The organism is Tistrella sp., from assembly GCF_002684955.1.
Taxonomy (GTDB): Bacteria; Pseudomonadota; Alphaproteobacteria; order Tistrellales; family Tistrellaceae; genus Tistrella; species Tistrella mobilis.
In genome coordinates this window covers 302836-322600 of sequence record NZ_NYWI01000029.1, presented here as the reverse complement: position 1 = coordinate 322600, position 19765 = coordinate 302836, and the positions used below count along the sequence as shown (strand labels likewise).

Annotated in this window: 16 protein-coding genes and 1 pseudogene; 6 read left to right on the top strand and 11 right to left on the bottom strand. The window is 66.8% G+C overall.

Translation table 11 applies throughout. The features are described 5' to 3' along the window. Window positions 1–31 precede the first annotated feature (31 nt). The 3 genes from CMO28_RS08470 to folK all read right to left on the bottom strand — a co-directional run bounded on the left by CMO28_RS08470 (window position 32) and on the right by folK (window position 3487). Complete coding sequence (locus CMO28_RS08470; protein WP_296712395.1) at window positions 32–2188, bottom strand: RelA/SpoT family protein; 2157 nt, start codon at window positions 2186–2188, stop codon at window positions 32–34. Window positions 2189–2367: 179 nt separating this feature from the next. Next, a complete protein-coding gene (gene rpoZ / locus CMO28_RS08465; RefSeq protein WP_014745107.1) occupies window positions 2368–2769 on the bottom strand; it encodes a DNA-directed RNA polymerase subunit omega in 402 nt (133 codons plus the stop codon). A 106-nt stretch (window positions 2770–2875) separates the two neighbouring features. Beyond that, window positions 2876–3487 (bottom strand): 2-amino-4-hydroxy-6-hydroxymethyldihydropteridine diphosphokinase, encoded by a 612-nt coding sequence (gene folK / locus CMO28_RS08460; RefSeq protein WP_296712389.1) that lies wholly within the window; start codon window positions 3485–3487, stop codon window positions 2876–2878. Window positions 3488–3622: 135 nt separating this feature from the next. Here folK and CMO28_RS08455 point away from each other — a divergent pair. Beyond that, window positions 3623–4162: pseudogene (locus CMO28_RS08455) on the top strand (NYN domain-containing protein); the annotation flags it as partial. Window positions 4163–4617: 455 nt separating this feature from the next. Further along, a complete protein-coding gene (locus CMO28_RS08450) occupies window positions 4618–5337 on the top strand; it encodes a uracil-DNA glycosylase (protein ID WP_296712387.1) in 720 nt (239 codons plus the stop codon). On the opposite strand, the gene CMO28_RS08445 is transcribed toward CMO28_RS08450, so the two are convergent. From CMO28_RS08445 to dapA, 3 genes are read right to left on the bottom strand one after another with little or no spacing between them, the layout of a single operon-like run. Further along, on the bottom strand, window positions 5328–6035 hold the full coding sequence (locus tag CMO28_RS08445) for a sulfite oxidase-like oxidoreductase (protein ID WP_296712384.1): 708 nt from the start codon (window positions 6033–6035) through the stop codon (window positions 5328–5330). The genes CMO28_RS08450 and CMO28_RS08445 overlap by 10 nt on opposite strands. A 4-nt stretch (window positions 6036–6039) precedes the next feature. Continuing rightward, entirely contained in the window at window positions 6040–6516 is a 477-nt protein-coding gene (gene smpB, locus CMO28_RS08440) for an SsrA-binding protein SmpB (protein ID WP_296712380.1), read from the bottom strand. A gap of 56 nt (window positions 6517–6572) precedes the next feature. Further along, window positions 6573–7484: a 4-hydroxy-tetrahydrodipicolinate synthase gene (dapA, locus tag CMO28_RS08435; RefSeq protein ID WP_296712378.1), complete on the bottom strand. Its 912-nt coding sequence runs from the start codon at window positions 7482–7484 to the stop codon at window positions 6573–6575. A gap of 383 nt (window positions 7485–7867) precedes the next feature. On the opposite strand from dapA, the gene CMO28_RS08430 reads away from it, so the two are divergent. Beyond that, complete coding sequence (locus tag CMO28_RS08430) at window positions 7868–10006, top strand: lytic transglycosylase domain-containing protein (RefSeq protein ID WP_296712374.1); 2139 nt, start codon at window positions 7868–7870, stop codon at window positions 10004–10006. Window positions 10007–10102: 96 nt separating this feature from the next. After that, the gene (locus CMO28_RS08425; protein WP_062763434.1) at window positions 10103–10804 is read left to right on the top strand and encodes a haloacid dehalogenase type II; all 702 of its coding nucleotides are present in this window, start codon (window positions 10103–10105) and stop codon (window positions 10802–10804) included. Between the two features lie 130 nt (window positions 10805–10934). Here CMO28_RS08425 and CMO28_RS08420 read toward each other — a convergent pair whose 3' ends face one another. Together CMO28_RS08420 and CMO28_RS08415 are read right to left on the bottom strand one after the other, a co-directional pair. Further along, a complete protein-coding gene (locus CMO28_RS08420) occupies window positions 10935–12071 on the bottom strand; it encodes a type III PLP-dependent enzyme (RefSeq protein ID WP_041605705.1) in 1137 nt (378 codons plus the stop codon). 408 nt (window positions 12072–12479) lie between these two features. Then, window positions 12480–13112 (bottom strand): SprT family zinc-dependent metalloprotease, encoded by a 633-nt coding sequence (locus CMO28_RS08415; protein ID WP_296712370.1) that lies wholly within the window; start codon window positions 13110–13112, stop codon window positions 12480–12482. Window positions 13113–13227: 115 nt separating this feature from the next. Here CMO28_RS08415 and CMO28_RS08410 point away from each other — a divergent pair, with 115 nt between their 5' ends. Further along, entirely contained in the window at window positions 13228–14022 is a 795-nt protein-coding gene (locus CMO28_RS08410) for a hydroxypyruvate isomerase family protein (RefSeq protein ID WP_296712367.1), read from the top strand. Window positions 14023–14094: 72 nt separating this feature from the next. Beyond that, the gene (locus CMO28_RS08405; RefSeq protein ID WP_296712365.1) at window positions 14095–15687 is read left to right on the top strand and encodes an aldehyde dehydrogenase family protein; all 1593 of its coding nucleotides are present in this window, start codon (window positions 14095–14097) and stop codon (window positions 15685–15687) included. Window positions 15688–15768: 81 nt separating this feature from the next. On the opposite strand, the gene CMO28_RS08400 is transcribed toward CMO28_RS08405, so the two are convergent. From CMO28_RS08400 to CMO28_RS08390, 3 genes are all read right to left on the bottom strand, one after another. Next, window positions 15769–16404, bottom strand: a complete 636-nt coding sequence (locus CMO28_RS08400) for a nuclear transport factor 2 family protein (RefSeq protein ID WP_062763441.1) — start codon at window positions 16402–16404, stop codon at window positions 15769–15771. 323 nt (window positions 16405–16727) lie between these two features. Beyond that, window positions 16728–17072 carry a hypothetical protein gene (locus CMO28_RS08395; RefSeq protein ID WP_296712360.1) on the bottom strand — a complete coding sequence of 115 codons (345 nt, stop codon included), beginning with the start codon at window positions 17070–17072 and terminating at the stop codon, window positions 16728–16730. A 137-nt stretch (window positions 17073–17209) separates the two neighbouring features. Then, the gene (locus CMO28_RS08390; protein WP_296712357.1) at window positions 17210–18895 is read right to left on the bottom strand and encodes a methyl-accepting chemotaxis protein; all 1686 of its coding nucleotides are present in this window, start codon (window positions 18893–18895) and stop codon (window positions 17210–17212) included. Window positions 18896–19765: the final 870 nt, after the last annotated feature.

The window sequence follows — 19765 nt, the reverse complement described above, 5'->3', positions numbered from 1 at the left end:
CACGCGGCCCCGAGGGGTCGGAAACCGGTGGTCAGCCGCGGGCGCGGTCGACCGAATTGATCATCGGATCGGCCCGCAGGGCCGCGATGATATGGGTCAGATGCTTCACGTCATGCACCTCGACATCGACGATCATCTCGAAAAATTCCGAGGTGCGGTTGGTGATCTTGAGATTGGTGATATTGCCGTAATTCTTGGCGATCATCGTGGTCAAGGCCGCAAGACCACCCGGCTCGTTCGACACCATCACCGCAAGCCGCGCGGTGTGCCCCGCATCACCGGTCGAGCCCGTGTCCCAGGCGACGTCGAGCCAGCGTTCGGGCTCGTCGACATACTGCTCCAGGGTCTCGCAGTCGATGGTATGGATGGTGACACCCTTGCCGGTGGCGACGATGCCGACGATCCGGTCGCCCGGGATCGGATGGCAGCAGCCGGCATAATGCACCGCCATGCCCGGGATCAGACCGCGGATCGGGATGGCGTGGCCGTTGACGCCGCTCTTGCCGCTGCGCATGCGCTTCAGCGGCACGACATTGCCGGTCTCCCCCTCATCCTTCGGCACACGGGCCTCGGGGAAGACGGTGTCGATGACCTGGCGGGCGGTGATGTCACCCTTGCCCACCGCTGCGTAGAGGTCTTCCAACGTCTTGTGGGTAAAGACCCGCAGCGCCCGGTCCAGCCCCTTTTCGGTCAGCGGCCGTTGTTCCTGACGGAAGGTCTTCTGCAGGATCGCCCGGCCCAGGCTGACATACTGCTCGCGCTCCCGCAGCCGGATGAAGCGACGGATCCGGGACCGGGCCTTGCCGGTCACGACGAAGCGTTCCCAGGCCGGCGACGGGGTCTGCGCCTTCGAGGTGATGATCTCGATCTGATCGCCGTTCTGCAGCTGGGTGCGCAGCGGCATCATGCGACCGTTGATCTTGGCGCCGACGCAGGTGTCGCCGATCTCGGAATGGACCGCATAGGCGAAGTCGATCGGCGTGGCGCCACGTGGCAGCGCGATCAGGTCACCCTTGGGCGAGAAGCAGAAGACCTGATCCTGGAACATCTCGAGCTTGGTATGCTCGAGGAATTCCTCGGGGTTCGACGCCTGCTCCAGGATGTCGAGCAGGCCGCGGATCCAGCGATACTGCCAGCCTTCGTGGCCGCCACTCTCCTGCTTGTAGAGCCAGTGGGCGGCGACGCCGTACTCCGCAACCTCGTGCATCTCGCGGGTGCGGATCTGAATCTCGATCCGCTGGCGTTCTGGCCCGATGACGGTGGTGTGCAGCGAGCGATAGCCGTTGGGCTTGGCGTTGCTGATGAAATCCTTGAACCGCCCCGGGACCATGCGATACGCGCCGTGAACGGCACCCAGAACGGCATAACAGTCCCGGATGCTGTCGACGGTCACCCGGAAGGCCATGATGTCCGACAGCTGCTCGAACACCACATTCTTGCGCTGCATCTTGCGCCAGATCGAATAGGGCCGCTTCTCGCGACCGTAGATCTCGGCGCCGATACCGGTCTCCGCGATCACCGCCTTCAGTTCGGCGACGATCCGGGCCACAAGCTCGGACCCGTTCTCCCGCAGGAAGGACAGCCGCTTCAGGATCGAATCCCGCGCATCGCCGTGCAGTTCCTTGAAGGCCAGGTCGTCCAGTTCGTCCTTGATCGCCTGCATGCCGATGCGCTCGGCCAGCGGGGCGTAGATCTCGAGCGTTTCCAGCGCGATCCGGCGGCGCTTTTCCGGCTTGGCGATATAGTGCAGCGTCCGCATATTGTGCAGCCGGTCGGCCAGCTTGACCAGCAAGACGCGGATGTCGTCGGACATGGCCAGAAGCAGCTTGCGGAAATTTTCCGCCTGCTTGGCCTGTTCCGATTGCAGTTCGATCTTGGACAGTTTAGTGACGCCGTCGACCAGCCGGGCGACTTCGCCCCCGAAGATCTGCTCGATCTCGTCGAGCGTCGCGGGCGTATCCTCGATCGTGTCGTGCAGCAATGCCGTCACGATCGACCGGCTGTCGAGCTTCAACTCGGTCAGGATGCCGGCAACTTCAAGCGGATGGAGGAAATAGGGATCGCCCGATGCACGCTTCTGGCTGCCGTGCATCTTCATTGCGTAGACATAGGCGCGGTTCAGCGCCGTTTCGTCCACATCCGGGTCATAGGCCTTGACCCGCTCCACCAGCTCGTATTGCCTGATCACCGAACAGCGTCACCCGCATGGCAGGACGCCACATCTTCGCACGTCTCCGGCCAGGCCCGCGCGGGGCCGGTCCGTCGACGGAAGCCGTGGCCCCCGTATGACCGGCCTTCCAAGCGAAACCCGTGCGCGGCCGGCCGGCCCGGCCGCTGCTGGGTTGCGACGCAGATACCCCGGACGCATCAATCGTCTTCGGGGTCGGCATCCTCGAACCGCGGGGCGCCGAAGCCATCGCCCTCGTCATCCGACACCGACAGCGAACCACCGCCCGACAGTTCGTCCTCGGCCAGCTGACGGCTGGCGATCGAGGCGACCTCGCCGATGGCATCGAGGATGTCCTCGTCCGGCTCGTCGACCTCGGGAACGCGCTGATGGGTCTGCACCAGCTGCCGCGAGACGGTATCGAGATCGATGGTCTCGTCGGCAATCTCGCGCAGGGCGACGACGGGGTTCTTGTCGTTGTCGCGATCGACGGTCAGTGCCGCACCCGACGAGATCTCGCGGGCACGCTGAGCGGCCATCAGCACCAGATCGAACCGGTTGGGGACAAGACGGACGCAATCTTCGACGGTGACGCGGGCCATGGCTGGTTGCTCCGATGACTTTTAGAGTCGCTCAAAAAAGGTATGACGACGGAGAAGCGACCGCAAGGCCGTACTCCCGCGTCGGGCGCGGAACACTATGACACGACTATGCGGAAGTCAAAGCCTCGCCGCCGGAATCCGGGGCTTCCTCCATGCACGGACGGATGATCTGCCCTGCAGGCAACGCGGCAATCAACTCTTCGACCGACCGGTCCAGGGTCGGATGACGCCAGCCCGGCGCCACATCGGCAAGCGGCAGCAGAACGAAGGCGCGCTCATGCATCCGCGGATGCGGCAGTTCCGGGTCCGGCACCCCGCCCGTGGTCTGAACCGGGGCACCCGGCACGATGGGCACCGCTGCGATCCGGGGGCGACGGACCACGCCACCATGGTCTATAATATCCAGATCCAGCGGCCGCGACTCCCAACGCTGGCGACGCACCCTGCCGAACGCCGCCTCGATCGCGTGCAGCCGCTTCAGAGCCTCGACCGGCTCCAGTGCCGTTTCGGCATGCACGACACCGTTTACGTACCACGGCCCGCCATTGTCCGGCAGGGGCGGACTTTCGTACCAGCGCGACACGCCGATCACATCAAAGCCCATCTCCCCAAGTCGCACCACCGCAGCCTGACAAGCAGCGCGCGGCATTCTACCTTCGGCATCGGGGAGATTGGCGCCAACTGCGATAAATATCGTGTCTTTACGCAATTCCATCATGATCGGACGTGTTCCGTCTTGTAATCTGGGGCCATGAGGGATTAAGTACGTCGCGCCGGCGGATGATCCGATACGCGACCCAACCGGCCTCTCCTGACGACGACCCATAGGCGAATTCTGGGGAAAGATATACTCATGCCACGGTCCATCGACAGTATTTTCCACGAAGGCGAGCGTGTTGCGCTGTTCATCGACGGTGCCAACCTTTACGGTGCGGCCCGCAGCCTCAGCTTCGACATCGACTATCGCCGGCTGCTGGATTACTTCCGGTCACGCGCTTACGTGGTGCGTGCCTTCTACTACACCGCCCTGCTGGACGAGCAGGACTACTCGCCGATCCGGCCGCTGGTCGACTGGCTGGATTATAACGGCTACACCATGGTCACCAAGCCGGCGAAGGAATTCACCGACGCCACCGGCCGCCGCCGGGTGCGCGGTGACATGGATGTCGAGCTGACGGTCGACGCCATGGAAATGGCCGATCATGTGGATCACATCGTGATCTTCTCGGGCGATGGCGATTTCCGCCGTCTGGTCGAGGCGATCCAGCGCCGCGGCGTGCGTGTGACCGTGGTCGGAACCATCCGCACCCAGCCGCCGATGGTGGCCGACGAACTTCGCCGCCAGGCCGACGTCTTCCTCGACCTCAAGGATCTGGAGCCGGTGATCGCCCGCTCGCGCGCCGAGGCAGAGGCCGGCCGTCAGCGCGGTGAACGTCGCCGGAAGCTGATGGAAGACGTGCCCCTCCCCGCCTCGGAGCCGGAACCCGAGGACGAGGATCTGGAGGACGACGAGGATTACGAGGACGACGACGACTACGAGGATGATGACGACTACGAGGACGACGAGGATTACGAGGACGAGGACGAAGAGGACGAGCCGGCCCCGGCACCTGCGAAGCCCGCACCCGCGCCGGCACCGGTGAAGCCCCGCACGCCGCCGCGTCGCAAGAGCTGATCCGTCCGTGAACGCCGGCCTCTGATCCTGGACGTCGTCCCGGTCAACGATGTCACGCCACCCGCGCGGAGAACCGCCGGGTGGCGTCGTCGTTCGGGGCCCTCGTCGTTCCCCGCCCTCGTCGTTGCCTGGCCATCGTCACGTCGCCGCCGTCTTCGTAATGGATGCCCCTCATGCCGCCAGCCATTGCCGCCCCCCTGCTTATGGTTCCGGATCCGGACTGCCCGCTCTGCCCCCGCCTCGCCGCCTGGCGGGCCGAACGGCAGGTCAGCGAACCGGATTGGCACAACGGGCCGGTGCCGGCTTTCGGCCCGCTGTCGGCACGCCTGCTGGTCGTGGGGCTGGCGCCGGGGCTGCGGGGCGCCAACCGCACGGGACGCCCCTTCACCGGCGATTACGCCGGCGACCTGCTCTACCCGACCCTGATCGACCACGGCTTCATCCGCGGCCGGTTCGACCGCAGGCCCGATGACGGTCTGGAGCCGGTCGACTGCCGGATCACCAATGCCGTGCGGTGCGTGCCGCCTGAGAACAAGCCGACACCTGCCGAGGCAAATACCTGCCGGCCGTTCCTGGTGTCTGAAATCGGGGCGATGCCCGGGCTGCAGGTCATCCTGGCACTGGGGCGCATCGCCCATGATGCCGTGCTGCGGACCCTGGGCAGGCGGCTGGCCGATCACCCCTTCAGCCATGGCGCGCTGCACGCGCTGGCACCGGCACCGTCCGGAAAAAAGGCCGCGTCTCCCGTGACGCGGCCCCTGCTGCTGGCGGATAGTTTCCATTGTTCACGCTATAACGTGAACACCGGTCGGCTTACGGCAGAGATGTTCGATGCCGTCCTGGCGGAAATCCGCCGCCGCCTGCCTGCCGCGGAAGGCCTTGTTCAGGAATAGCGTTCTTCCTCGAACGGATCGGCGTAGTTGTGATAGCCACGGACCTCCCAGAAGCCCGGCTGATCGGTCTCAGAAAACTCGATCCTGCGAATCCACTTGGCGCTCTTCCAGAAATAGCGCTTGGGCACGACAAGGCGCACCGGCCCGCCATGCTCGCGGGTCAGCGGCTCACCCTGCCAGGCATGGGCAAGCAGAACGTCGTCATCCGCGAAGCCGTCGAGGTCGAGATTGGTGGTGTAGCCGTCATAAGAATGCAGCAGCACGAACCGCGCCTCGGGCTTGGGCTGCACCAGATCCATCAGAGCGAAGGCCGACACGCCGTCCCAGTCGTTGTCATAGCGCGACCAGGTCGTGACGCAATGAATGTCGGACCGCATCCGCACCTGCGGCAGAGCCTGGAAATCGGCCCAGCGCAAGGTGACCGGGTTCTCGACCGCACCTGCGACCGTCAGCTCCCAGTCGCCCGGCCGGATCTCCGGCTGGATCCCGAGGTCGAGAACCGGGAAGTTGGTGACGAGCCGCTGGCCGGTCGGCAGACGCTCGGCCTCGGGCCGGGGCCCGGTGCGACCGCTCAGCCCGCGGCCTTCCGCCGCCCATTTCCGCTTGGTATCGATGAGCTTGCGACGGACCTGACCAAGCAGGCCATCCTCGTCGCCGGTCGTGCGGTCTCCACCGGTATTGCGGTCGTCACTGGCCATGACCTTACCCCTTCTCGCGCATCAGCCGGCCCTTCTGGCGGTCCCAGTCGCGGTCACGCTCGGTCGCGCGCTTGTCGTGCAGCTTCTTGCCCTTGGCCAGGCCCAGCTTCAGCTTGGCCATGCCCTTGTCGTTGAAATAGAGCACCAGCGGCACGATGGTAACCCCCTCCCGCTTGATCAGACCGAAGAGCCGGTTGATCTCCTTGCGGTGCAGAAGGAGTTTGCGCTTGCGGCGGGGTTCGTGATTGAAGCGGTTACCGCCACCGTATTCGGGGATGTTCGCATTGATCAGCCAGGCTTCGTTGTTTTCCACCGAAGCATAGCTTTCCGCGATGTTGCACTTGCCACCGCGCAGGCTCTTCACCTCGGTGCCGGTCAGCACAAGACCCGCCTCGACCGTATCCTCGATGAAATAGTCGAAGCGTGCCTTGCGATTGACGGCGACGTCGCCGTGACTGATCAAGCCGCTTTTGCGGGCCATGGGATTCCTCGGGCTTCAGGCCCCCTTGGATGTCGGGCCTCGGGCGTCGTGCCGGCTCAGTTGCCGATACGCGACGGGCCGACCGGCTCCAGGCCGGTACGGGCGATGGCGGCGTCGAGCACACGCTCGGTGCCGGGCGTCACCGGCACCAGCGGCAGACGGATCTCGGCGTCGCAGAGCCCCAGCTTCGCCGCGACATACTTCACCGGCGACGGGCTGGTCTCGGTGAACAGCGCACGATGCAGCGGCATCAGCCGCTCGTGGATCTCAAGCGCGGTCCTGGCATCGCCCGCCCGCCAGGCCGCCTGCATCTCGGCACAGAGCCTGGGCGCGATATTGGCGGTCACCGAGATGCAGCCATGGCCGCCATTGGCCAGGAAGGCCAGCGCCGTGCCGTCCTCTCCCGACAGCTGAACGAACTCGGTACCGATGGTCTGGCGCACCGCCAGCGGCCGCACCAGATCGGCGGTCGCATCCTTCACGCCGCGGATATTCGGCAGTTCGGCAAGCCGGGCCATGGTATCGACGGTCATGTCGATCACGGAACGGCCGGGGATGTTGTAGATGAAGATCGGCAGCGAGGTGCTTTCAGCCACCGCCCTGAAATGGGCATAGAGGCCGGCCTGGGTCGGCTTGTTGTAATAGGGCGTCACCACCAGCAGCGCATCAGCGCCGGCCTTCTCCGCATGGATCGCCAGCTTCTGCGCTTCATGAGTGGAGTTCGAGCCGGCACCCGCGATGACCGGCACCCGGCCGGCTGCGGCCTCGATGCAGATCTCGGTGACCCGCATATGCTCGTCATGCGACAGGGTGGGCGATTCGCCGGTGGTGCCGCAGGGCACAAGGCCGTCGCTGCCTTCGCGGATCAGCCAGTCCACGAACGACGCATAGGCTTTCTCGTCGACCTTGCCGTCCTTGAACGGGGTCAGCGTGGCGACGATAGAGCCGTGGAAGCGTTCGGCGTTCATGGGGGTCCGTCCTCGAAGCGGAAGGCGTCAAGCCTGATTGGGCGGCGACTGGCCTTTGCGGGGTCAAGATCCCGGTCGATGGCGGCTCCGGCTTGTTCCGGGCGCGCGCAGCCGGGCGTTCGGGTCCGGCCGTGACCCGCGGGTTGTGACGGGTCATCGGCAGGTCCGCGCAACATAGCCCCGCCGGCAGGCTTCGACAAGGCGCGCGGCAGCCGGATCTGCCCGAATTCCTTTCAATCTGCGGCCAGGGCGGCACCCGGCCCCCGCCCTTGCCCGCCCCGGGGGCCATGATACACTGTTTCGTGGCCGGTCCGGCCCGGTGTCGCGCGATACCGCCTCCCGCAGTCAAGGCCGTCGCCCCGGCCACGAGGACAAGCTTTCCGATGCCCTCCGCTCAGCTCCGCCCCCTCCGTCATCTCGTCGCCGGCGCCGCGCTGGCCCTGGCGCTCGCCGCGCCCGCCATCGCCTGGTCGGCCCAGCCCGTGGCGGCCCCGGCCGCCGCAAGGGCATCACGTGCCGCGACCATCGCCCTGGTCCCGCCCGTGCGCGACATGTCGGCGGTGCGGTCGGTCTTTGCGGCGGTCGATGACGGCCGCTACGACGATGCACGCGGTCTTGCCGCCGGACTGAACCTGCGTCCGCTGGACGATTACGTCGATTGGGCAGAGCTTCAGGACAGCCGCACCCCGGCCATCTACGACCGGCTGGAGCGCTTTGCCGCCGCCCATCCCGAATGGCCGCGGATCTCGCGGCTGATGGCCCGCGCCGAAACGGTGCTGCCCGACACCTGGACGCCCGAGCAGGTGGTCGGCTGGTTCGGCGCCGACAAGCCGCGCACCGCAGAAGGGGCGGTGCGGCTGATCGATGCGCTGCGGCGGCTGGGTCGCGATGCCGAGGCCGGCCAGGTGGCCCGGGACGTCTGGGACCGGATGGTGATGAGCCAGCGCCAGCAGAGCGCCCTGCTCGTCTCTGCAGCAGGGCTTCTTGGCCCTGCCGATCACCGCCGGCGGCTGGACATCATGCTCTGGCGCGGCCAGGAAGGCGCCGCCCGCATGGTGATGCCGCTGGTCGACGCCGATGCCCGGGCGCTCGCCGAGGCGCGCCTGGCGCTGAATGCCGGCAGCCGTAAGGCGGATGCGCTGATCGCGGCCCTGCCGCCCGTACTGCGCGCGGATCCGGGCCTGACCTTCTCTCAGGCGCGCGCGGCACGCCGGGCCGAAGACCTGGATCACGCCGCAGCCCTGATCACGGCGGCAACCAAGGCGGGGGCCGTCGATCTGGCCCCCGATGACTGGTGGCGCGAGCGCCATATCGTGACCCGGATGCTGCTGGAGCGGGGCGACGTCGCCAAGGCCTATGACCTGGTTGCCTCGCATGAACAGTCCGACCCGTCGGGTTTCTCCGAAGCCGAATGGCTGGCGGGCTGGATCGCGCTCCGCTTCCTCGATCGCCCGGATGCGGCGCTGCGGCACTTCAGCGCCATGTATGAGCGGGTCAGCCGGCCGATCAGCCGGGCACGCGCCGCCTATTGGGCCGGGCGCGCCGCGGGCGCGCTGGGCGACGCCCAGGCCGCCCAGGACTGGCTGATGGAGGCGGCACGCGACCGCACCACCTTCTACGGCCAGCTGGCCGCCGAGCGCATCGATCTGCCGACCACCCTCGCAAGCTTTGCCGCCCCCAACGAGGCGCGGGCGCCGGCAGAGGCCTTCGCCGCCATCACCGGCCGGCCGCTGGCGGTAATGGTGGCGCTGATCGCCCGCACCGACGACAGCCGGCTGCTGTCGACCTTCGCCTATGCGCTGGCCGACAGCCTGGCCAAGCCCGACGAGCAGCACGCCTATATCGAAGCGGTGCGCGCCCTGGGCCGCCCGGATCTGGCGCTGCGCTTCGCCAAGCGCTTTGCCGAAATCGACGATCGTCTGGCGGTGGAACTGCGCTATCCGGCCGTGGGAGACGATGCCGGCGTCACGCCCGGTGTCGGCCGCGATCCGCGCCCCGATGATCCGGTCGATTTCGCCCTGGTCCATGCCATCGCCCGCCAGGAGAGCGAATTCAATCCCGAAGCCGTCAGCCCGGCTGGCGCAATCGGGCTGATGCAGCTGATGCCAGGGACCGCCCGCACCACCGCCGGCAAGATTGCGGTGGCCTATCAGCCCGAGCGACTGACCGACCCGCTCTACAACATGACCCTGGGCCGCGCCTATCTGGGGCAGATGATCGATCGCTTCAACGGCAATCTGGTACTGGCGGTTGCGGCCTATAACGCCGGCCCCGCCAAGGTCGACGAGTGGATCGCCCGCTTCGGCGACCCGCGCGATCCCTCCATCGACGTCATCGACTGGATCGAGAAGATTTCGTATGGCGAGACTCGCAACTATGTGCAGCGGGTGATGGAAGCGCTCACGGTCTATCGCCACCGCCTGGGGCGGCCGGATCCGGGCCTCGTGCCGACGCTGGCTCTCGGCACGGCCGCCGGCACCTTCGATGCCGCTATGCTCGATCGCAGCCGCCTGCGGGAGTGACGGGCGGACCAGACTTCGCCTATCCGGCATATTGACGGCCGGGTTCCGGAACGCCAGATCCCTGGCACGTCATTTGTTGGAGGGGTAAGAGACGGCATGTCCACCATGGCTGAACCGCTGACAGGCATCCGCGCCTGTCTGTTCGACGTCTACGGAACGCTGTTCGACGTCCATGCCCCGGTCAGCTCGCGGCTGATCCGCGTCGGGGATCCGGCAGTGGAGCGGGCGCTCAGCGATACCTGGCGTCGCAAGCAGCTGGAATACACCTGGCTGCGCACGGTGATGGGAGAGCATGTCGATTTCTGGACCATCACCGGCCAGGCGCTGGACTATGCGATGGCCTCGGTCGGGCTGAATGACAAGGTCCTGCGCGCGAAGCTGATGGAAGCCTATCTGGCCCTGCCGCCCTTCCCCGACACCCGTCCGGTGATCGAGGCGCTTTCGGCCGCCGGCATGCCGCTCGGCATCCTGTCCAACGGCACACCGGTGATGCTGTCGGCGGTGCTGGCCACCGCCGGCCTTACCGGCCATTTCTCTCAGGTGCTGTCGGTGGAAAGCGTCGGCGCCTTCAAGCCGGCGCGAGAGGTCTATGCCCTCGGCCCCGAGGCGCTGGGCATGGCGCCCCACGAGATCGCCTTCGTCTCTAGCAATGGCTGGGACATCGCCGGTGCCGCCCATTTCGGCTACAGCGCCGTCTGGATCAACCGCGGCGACCTGCCGGCCGATGGCCTGCCGGGCGCGCCCAAGGCGGTGCTGGGCGGCCTGTCGCAGCTGCCGGCACTGCTTGGCAGGGCCTGAAGGCCCACATCACATATATCCATGCACGACGAAAACGCCGGCAGGGGCCTCCCCTGCCGGCGTTTTCGCGTCTGTGCCGGGGTGCCGCGGCACCCCGGTGGCCCTGCACGGATCAGATACCGTCCACGGGTCAGATATAGTAGGCCTGGATCGGCGGGAAGCCGTTGAAGCCCGTCGTGGCATAGGTGGTCGTATAGGCGCCGCAGGACAGGAAGGTGATCTTGTCACCCACCTGCAGGGCGTGCGGCAGCTCGTAGCCCGCCTTCTCGTACAGCACGTCGACGCTGTCGCAGGTGGGGCCCGCCAGGATCACCCGGCCGGTCTCGCTGCCGTCGCGTTCGGTCCGCAGGCGGTACTTGATCGCCTCGTCCATGGTCTCAGCCAGACCATTGAACTTGCCGACATCCAGATAGACCCAGCGCACCGGGTCGTCGAAGCTCTTTTCGGCGATCAGGATCACCTCTGCTTCCAGCACGCCGGCGTCACCGACCAGGCCGCGGCCCGGCTCGATGATCATCTCGGGCAGCTGATTGCCGAAATGACGGGTCATCGCCTGCGAGATCGCCAGCGCATAGGCGGCCATCGGGGCCACCTCGTCCTGGTAGCGCGCCGGCAGGCCGCCGCCCAGGTTGACCATGCGCGCCGACACGCCCCGCTCCCCCAGGTCGCGGAAGATCGCCGCCGCCTGGCTGATGGCCCGATCCCACTGCTCCGGGTCGGTCTGCTGCGAGCCGACATGGAACGAGATGCCATAGGCATCCAGCCCCGCAGAAGCTGCGTCGGTCAGCAGCTCCAGCGCCATCTCGGGCGCGCAGCCGAACTTCTTCGACAGCGGCCAGTCGGCAGCCTGGCAATCGACCAGGATCCGGCAGAACACCTTCGACCCGGGGGCCGAGCGGGCGATCTTCTGCAGTTCACAGGCACTGTCGAAGGCGAACAGGCGCACACCAAGCTGATAGGCGCGGGCGATGTCCCGTTCCTTCTTGATCGTGTTCCCGAAGGAAATCCGATCCGGGCTCGCACCGGCGGCGAGCACCATCTCGATTTCCTGCAAGCTGGCGGTATCGAAGCACGAGCCGAGCTCGACCAGCATGGACAGGATTTCAGGAGCCGGGTTCGCCTTCACGGCGTAAAACACCCGCACGAGCGGCATCTGCTCGCTGATCTCCCGATACTTCTCGGCGATCACGTCGAGATCGACAACCACACAAGGATTGCTGTCGTATTCTCGTCGGCCGGCGAGAAAGCGCTCGATCTTCGGAGTCATCATTGGCTGATCCCCTACAAACCGGCGGCGGCCCGGCATGGACCGGGACGCTCAGGTTGTTCCCATTCCGCTGCCGTCGTCCCTGGTCACGTAGCGGACGGGCGCCATGTCGGCCCGTCATTTCGGGGGGGTACGTCGGTGGAGGCGGTTTATACGGGCAACCCACGGGCAGGAAAAGAGAAAAATGGGATTTTTCTGCAGAAAAATTCGGGACCTCGAATGACCCCTGAACGGCCGATTCAGGACCCCGCCCCCGCGTCCGATGCAAGCTACGGAAATGACCCCGACGCGCTATTTTGGCCCTCCAGGGGGCGCATGCGGAATTGAGCCTTCTCAGGGGAAAGCCCAAGGCCTCGCCAGCAGCCGCTCAGCGGCGCCCAGAAATATGACAGTCCCCGTGGCGGAAGCTCATGTTTTCGCGGCCGGACCGTCGTCGCGCAGAGGCACCAGCTCCTCCAGCCGTCCGCGATCAGGACCACAGGCCCGGCAATGACAGCGGGCGACGGGCCGGCGCGGCCGGCGGACGAAGGCGTGCTCCCGCCCGCAGGAGACGCAGCGCCAGATCACCCGCGCCTGGGCCGAGGCGGAAAGATAGTCGATCCGGTGCGTGGTGGCGGGCACCTCGCCGATCGCCAGCATCACCGCGCGCCAGCGGGCATCATGGCCACAGGACCGGCCATGCTCCAGATCGGCGATCAGATGGGCGCATTCGTGGAGAAAGGTCTGATCGCGGTCGGTCTCGTGCCCCGGCTTCAGCAGATCGGGGTGCAGCATGATCAGCCGCCGTCCGGGCCAGGCACTGCCGGCGCGGGTGCGCATCCGGCGGCCGATGGTGACCTCGGCCCCCAGGCACGCTGCAAGCCCCCGCACCGCCTTCCCGGCGCCGTTCAGCCGTCCCAGCAGCCGCCAGCGGGTGGCCAGCGCCGCAACCGTGCCCAGCGTCTTCAGCCGATGGTCCAGCGGGTGATTGGGCACCGGCCCCGTGACGGCGTCGACGGGATCGGCTGCGGGCAGGGCGGGATCAAAAGGAAGCGACGTCATCCGGGCTCGACGAAGATTGCGGCCGGGTGCCAGACTGGGCCCGGCCGGGCCGCTTGGCAAGCCCCGGCGCATATATCCCGCCCTCGATGCCGTTGCCACGGAGCCGCCCTGCCCCATGCCCCGCCTTGCCGCCAATCTCGACTTCCTGTTCACCGATCGCCCGCTGGAGGCACGCTTCGATGCGGCTGCGGCCTGCGGCTTCCCGGGCATCGAAATGCTGTTTGCCGACCGCATGCCCGCCCCGGCACTCAGGGCCGCACTCGACGCCGCCGGGCTCGAGACGGCCCTGATCAACATCGCCGTCGACGACTGGGCGGCGGGTGGCCGCGGCTGTGCGGCCCTGCCCGGGCAGGAGGATCGCTTTCGTCGGGCGCTGATCGAAAGCGTGGAGCGTGCCGTTGCCGTGGGTGCCCGACGCCTGCATGTCCTGGCCGGCATCCCGGAAACCGGCACCGATCTCGCGTACGCGCGCGCGAGCTATATGCGCAACCTGCACGAGGCCGCCGAGACCGCAGCCGCAGCCGGTATCGTCGCCACGATCGAGGCGATCAATCCGCGCGACATGCCCGGCTATTTTCTGGCCGACCCGGACGAGGCGGCCGCCATCGTGCGCGAGATCGACCATCCGGCGCTGAAGGTCCAGTTCGACCTCTATCACACCCAGATCACCCGCGGTGACCTGACCCGGCGCCTGGACGCCCAGCTGCCGCTGATCGGCCATGTCCAGATCGCGGGCGTGCCCGACCGCGCAGAGCCCGATCAGGGAGAGATCGCCCCGGCACATCTGCTCGACCGGCTCGACACACTCGGCTATGACGGATGGGTGGGGCTTGAATACCGGCCCCGCGGCCGGACGGAGGACGGCCTGGGCTGGGCCGCCCCCTGGGGTATCCGCTCTCCCGCCGACTGATCTCCGCCGATCGACGCCCCCTCAGAATGCGAAACGGCGCCAGGCCGTCGCCCTTGGGAGACGCCAGACCAGATGAGTGACATCTTCGACGACACCGCCCCGCCGCGTGTCACCTATTCCAACACCGGCACCGACTTCAGCCCGGTGCACGACCGGCTGGACCAGCTTTTCCCGGCCCTGGAGGCCGGCCTGGGCCGTGAAACCGTCTTTCCTCTGGTCGAGGGATATCCGGTCACCGGGACCGTCACGACCACCATCCGCAGCCCGATCGACCGCGACATGACCCTGGCCGAGGTGGTGGAGGCGAATGCTGTAACGGTTGCACGCGCAGTCGCCGTTGCCCGGGCAGCACAGCCGGCCTGGGCCGCCCTGCCCTGGCCGGAGCGTGCCGCAATCATCCGGCGGGCCGGCGACATTCTGGCCGAGATGAAATGGCGGATGGGCCCGCTGCTGGTTCTGGAGGTCGGCAAATCGCGACTGGAGGCGATGGGCGAGGCCGAGGAAGCGGCCGACCTTGCCCGCTATTACGCCGCCGAGATGGAGCGGAACCTCGGCTACGAGCGCCTGCTGCCCCGTGCAAAACCCGAGGAAAGCTGCAGCTCTCTGCTGCGCCCCTATGGCGTCTTCGGCGTGATCGCGCCGTTCAACTTCCCGGTGGCGCTCTCGGTCAACATGATCTCGGCCGCCCTGGTTGCCGGCAACGCGGTGGTCTACAAGCCCGGCCAGATCAATGCCCTGACCGGCGCCCTGCTGGTACAGGCCTTCCTGAAGGCCGGGGTGCCGGCGGACGTGCTCGCCTTCCTGCCCGGCGGTGCCGCAACCGGCGAAGCGCTGGTCGCCGACACGGGACTTGATGGCATCGCCTTCACCGGCAGCCATGCCGTCGGCATGGAGATCCATCGCCGCTTCGCCGCCGGACGGTTCGCCCGGCCGGTGATCGTGGAGATGGGCGGCAAGAATCCGGCCTATGTGACCGCGACGGCCGATCTCGACCGGGCGGCAGAAGGTGTTGCCCGATCGGGCTTCGGCCTTCAGGGTCAGAAATGCTCGGCACTGTCCAAGGTCTATGTCGCGGCCGCGATCTATGACGACTTCCTGGACCGGCTGACCGCCCGCACCGCAATGCTGACCCTCGGCGATCCACGCCGTCGCGAGGTGTTCATGGGGCCGGTGATCGACGACCGGGCCGCTGCCCGTCAGGCTGCTGCAGTCGACGAGGCCCGGCGCGACGGCCGGGTGATCATGGGGGGCGAGCGCCTCGGCGGCGGGATCTACGATCGGGGTTGCTATCTGGCGCCGGTGATCGTCGACCGCCTCGGCGCCGACCATCGCCTGAACAGAGACGAGCTGTTTCTGCCTTTCGTCTCCGTACAGCCCTTCGACGACCTGGCTGCCGCAATCGCCGACGGCAACCGCGTCGCCTATGGCCTCACCGCCGGCTGCTATGCAGGACGGCAGGCGGAGATCGACCTCTTCCTCGACCAGGCAGAGGCAGGCGCGCTTTATGTCAACCGGGCAAGCGGCGCCACCACCGGTGCCTGGCCCGGGCACCAGCCCTTCTGCGGCTGGAAAGGCTCCGGAGGCGCCGGCGGCAAGGGCGGCCTCGGTCCCTGGTATCTGCCCCAGTTCATGCGTGAGCAGAGCCGGACGGTGATGCTGCGCTGACGCCATGAACGAAGACGGCCCCGCAGTCGCCTGCGGGGCCGTCTTCATCTCGTGCCCGGCCGGAACCGGATCCGTGAAGGATCAGCTCTGCGCCTGGGGGAGCCGCGAGGAATGGTGCGACACGATACGCCAGCCATCCACGGTCTTGCGGTAGATCAGGGTGTAGCGCGCGGGTTCCGTCACCTGCTTGCCGCCCTGGGTATAGGTGAAGGTGTAAAAGCCGGTGGCGGTGCCGATATCGGGGCCGAGCACGGTAATCCAGCCGTCGCCGAAGGTCACCTTCAAGTCAGGGCGGTGCGAAACCAGCGCGCCGTAATAGCGCACGATACCGCCATTGTTGAACATCACCTGGCTCTGATCGTCGCTCATCATGATGGCATCGGGGCCATACATGTTGGTGACCACGACGCCCTGCTGGCCGCTGTTCAGCGACCAGGCCCAGCTGGCCAGGGCCGCGTCGATCTCGGACTTCACCTTGTTCGGATCATAGGCCGCAGCGCCCGCAACCACGGACGGCGACACCGCAGCCACCACCGTGCTGCCGGCCGGCGGGGTCGGCTTGGCGGTCGGGCGCGGTTCGGGGGCGAGGGCCGCGGTCTGGACGGGCTTGGCCTTCGCGGCGGCCGCCTGAGCGGCAGGTGCGAGCGGAAGGGCGGCACCCAGCGCGACGATCGTCACGGCGAACAGCCCGGCACGGATCGGGGACTTCACGGTCATCGAGGCGAACTCCGGCTTCACGAGCAGGTCGGAAACTTCACGAGCAGGTCGAAACGCGGGCACCGCCCGCCGCATCAATCACTGCCGCAGCATCGGTGCCAGCCCGGTCGACGGCATGTATCCGCCGCCGGTGTCGAGGGACACAATGGCACGGTCCGACCGCTTCGCCAAGCCCTGATTCACAGGGGGCGCCATGCCGGTCATCCCGGCCATACCCTTGATCTGCCATCGATATCGGCCCCTGTGTGACCCCAGGTCACACGCTGTCCGGACCCCCCTGCCCTACCGGACCTACCATGGGCGGAGGCCGGCATCCGCCGGGCTCAGCGGCACTCCCCGATATACTGCAGCAGCCATTCCCGGCCCTGGGATGCCGGTGCATTGCCGATCACCCGTTCCTCGCGCTTCACGATGCGATAACCGTTCGGGCACAGGCGCTTACGGTCGAGTTCTCCGATCAGGAGTCCGGTTCGTGTCGCCTCCCCCTGGTCGCTGTCCTTGGCATAGCGCCCGCGATCGAAGGCCGTCGCTTCGAACACGAAGTGCCGGTCATCCTTGACGATGATGTCCGACCGCATGTCGCGCTCGGCCGGAAACTGCAGGCAGCCGGTCAACAGCACGGCGCCCAGAAGCCCGGCGGTCACAGCCGGACGGAGCGGAAACGGCAAGCCCATGACGTCCGCACACCCCCTTCATTGACAGGAGACGGGTTACAGCAACACGAAAACAGGGCGCCGCCTGATCCGCGACGCCCTGCTCATCTCATAGCACAGATATATCAGAGAGCTGTGGTGATATCCTCATGTCATGCCGCAGACAGGCTCTGATTGCGCATATCGGTGAGGAAGGCATCGATGTCGTGCCGCAGCCGCCCCGCCTGCGCCGACAGCAGATCGGTCGCCTGGGCCAGGCTGCGGGCGGCAGAACCGGTATCGTCGGCCGCACGATTAACCTGAGAAACCGTGGTCGACACCTCCTGAGAGCCCACGGCCGCCTGCTGAACGTTCCGGGCGATCTCGCCGGTGGCGGCGGTCTGCTCTTCCACGGCACTGGCGATGGTAGTGGAGATTTCGTTGATGTTGTCGATCGTGCCACCGATCGCCCGGAAGGCCTCCACCGAGCGCTCGGTCGCTGCCTGAATGGCCGAGATCTGGGCGGCGATATCGGCCGTGGCCTTGCCGGTCTGGCCGGCCAGGCTCTTCACCTCGCCCGCAACCACGGCGAAGCCCTTGCCGGCATCGCCTGCGCGCGCGGCCTCGATGGTGGCATTCAGTGCCAGAAGATTGGTCTGGCCGGCGATATCCTCGATCAGCCGAACGATGTCGCCGATCCGTCCGGCAGCCTCGGCCAGGCTCTGGATGGTCTGATCGGCCCCTTCCGCCTGTGCGCTGGCTTTGGCCGCGACATCGGTCGAGCGCACCACCTGGTTGGAGATTTCCCGCAGCGTGCCGGCCATTTCTTCAGCGGCTGCCGCCACGGTCTGGACATTGGCCGAAGTCTCCTCGGCCGCCGCAGCAGAGGACCCGGCCCGGCCGCGCAGATCGTCGGCGAGCCCGGACATCGTGCCGGCGGTCTCCTGCAGGTGCCGGATCGCCTTGTCGACCTCGGACAGGATCGCCACGACCTCGCGGTCGAAGCCCTGGATGCGCCGCTCCAATGCCTCGGCGCGCTTCAGGCGCTCGACCTGGGCCCGTTCACGCTCTTCGCCAAGCCGCCGCGCCGTCGCCTGCGCGCCCCGCAGCACCTCGAGCGCCCGGGCCATCACGCCCACTTCGTCCCGGCGATCGGTGCCGGGGACCGTCACATCGTCGGTGCCGGCCGCAATGGTCTCCATGGCGCCGCTGATCCGCCCCAGCGGCCGGCCGATGCCCGCGATCGCGACCACACCAGCCGCGGCCAGGCCGAGCAGAATACCGGCCGCGGCAACGCCCAGCAGCAGCAGCACCCGGCCATCATGGAAATCGCGCATGGCGTCGACCCCGGCCTCGACGGCCGCCGCGTTCTGCACGGCCAGCTTTTCCAGCTGGTCGTTGAACGCCTTGCGGTTCGCACGGTTGGCCTCGTTGTCGCCATAGGCACGTGCCGCTGCAGGCCCTTCGGTCTGCCCCAGACGCACCAGTTCGCTGCGGAACGCGATGAATTCCTGCGCTTTGGCCATCACAGGCACAAAATCGGCGCGCTGTGCCTCGGGAACCGCACGCTCCCAGGCGGCCATGGTCTCGCCCAGCTTGTCGAGGGCGGCCATCAGCGTCACCGCAAACTTCTCTGCCTTCTGGGAATCGGCGGACATATAGATACCGCGGCTGTCGGACACGACCGACATCACCAGCCCGTTGGCGCGTTCGCCATAGGTGGCGCGCTCCGAGGCATTGCGCATCGTCTCGCCGTGGCGTTCGCTGACCATCAGCCCGTCATAGCTCAACACGGCGATGATCAGGGCCACCACCGCCATGATCACGATCAGCAGGGCTGATTTGATCGTGATGGTCATCCGTCCGAGAATTCGATCCATCGTCAACATCCACATCGCAATCGTGCGGCCGCGGCTGCAGCCCGCTGTCCCATACAGCTTAAAATGAATCTGGTAAATAAATCGAGAATGCCCGGTAAATGAACAGTAAACGACCATTCATCAAGAATGATCGATCCTGAACCAAAATTCAGTATTTCAATCAGGTTGAAGAAATATCCACCATCGGCGACAAGATGTTTCCGATAAAAGTGATCTCGCCAGTGTGCCGTAACGAAGAAAGCGGCACACTCCTGAGAGCATGCCGCTTTCCAAAGATGGTGAGCCCGCTGGGACTCGAACCCAGGACCCTCTGATTACTCCACCACCACGGCTTTCGCCGCCGCGACCGCAACCGGTGCGTTTGTGGCCCGGACCATCCCTTCACCCTGTCGGAACGCCCCCAGACGGGGCGCTTGAGTTAGGTGGGCGCCGTCTGGCCTCTACACCTTCCGATTCCTCGAACCGAGGGATCGGCTTGGCTCGGGATTGCCGTCGCCGCGACGCGGACGGGTTCCCCGACTTTGACGCCTGTTTCATACGGCCGTTTCCGGCCGGCGCTCCCAATCGAAAGTCAGATGCTCTACCGGCTGAGCTACGGGCTCGCAGGATCTGCGGTTCGCCGCCACCGACTGCCCGGGAGAAGACCGCCCCGGCTGCGAACGGGCGTAACCATAGGGGCGAGGCTGCGATCGGTCAAGCCGTGGAACGCCGCGAAACACACGCCGATGCGATCCGGTTCAAACGTCGTGCGACATCGCACCTCGGGCGCGTGCAGCGACGGGTCTGGTCACGCGGGGCGTGCTGTGTCAATGATCGATGGACGAGAACGGCCGGCGCACCGCACCTGCG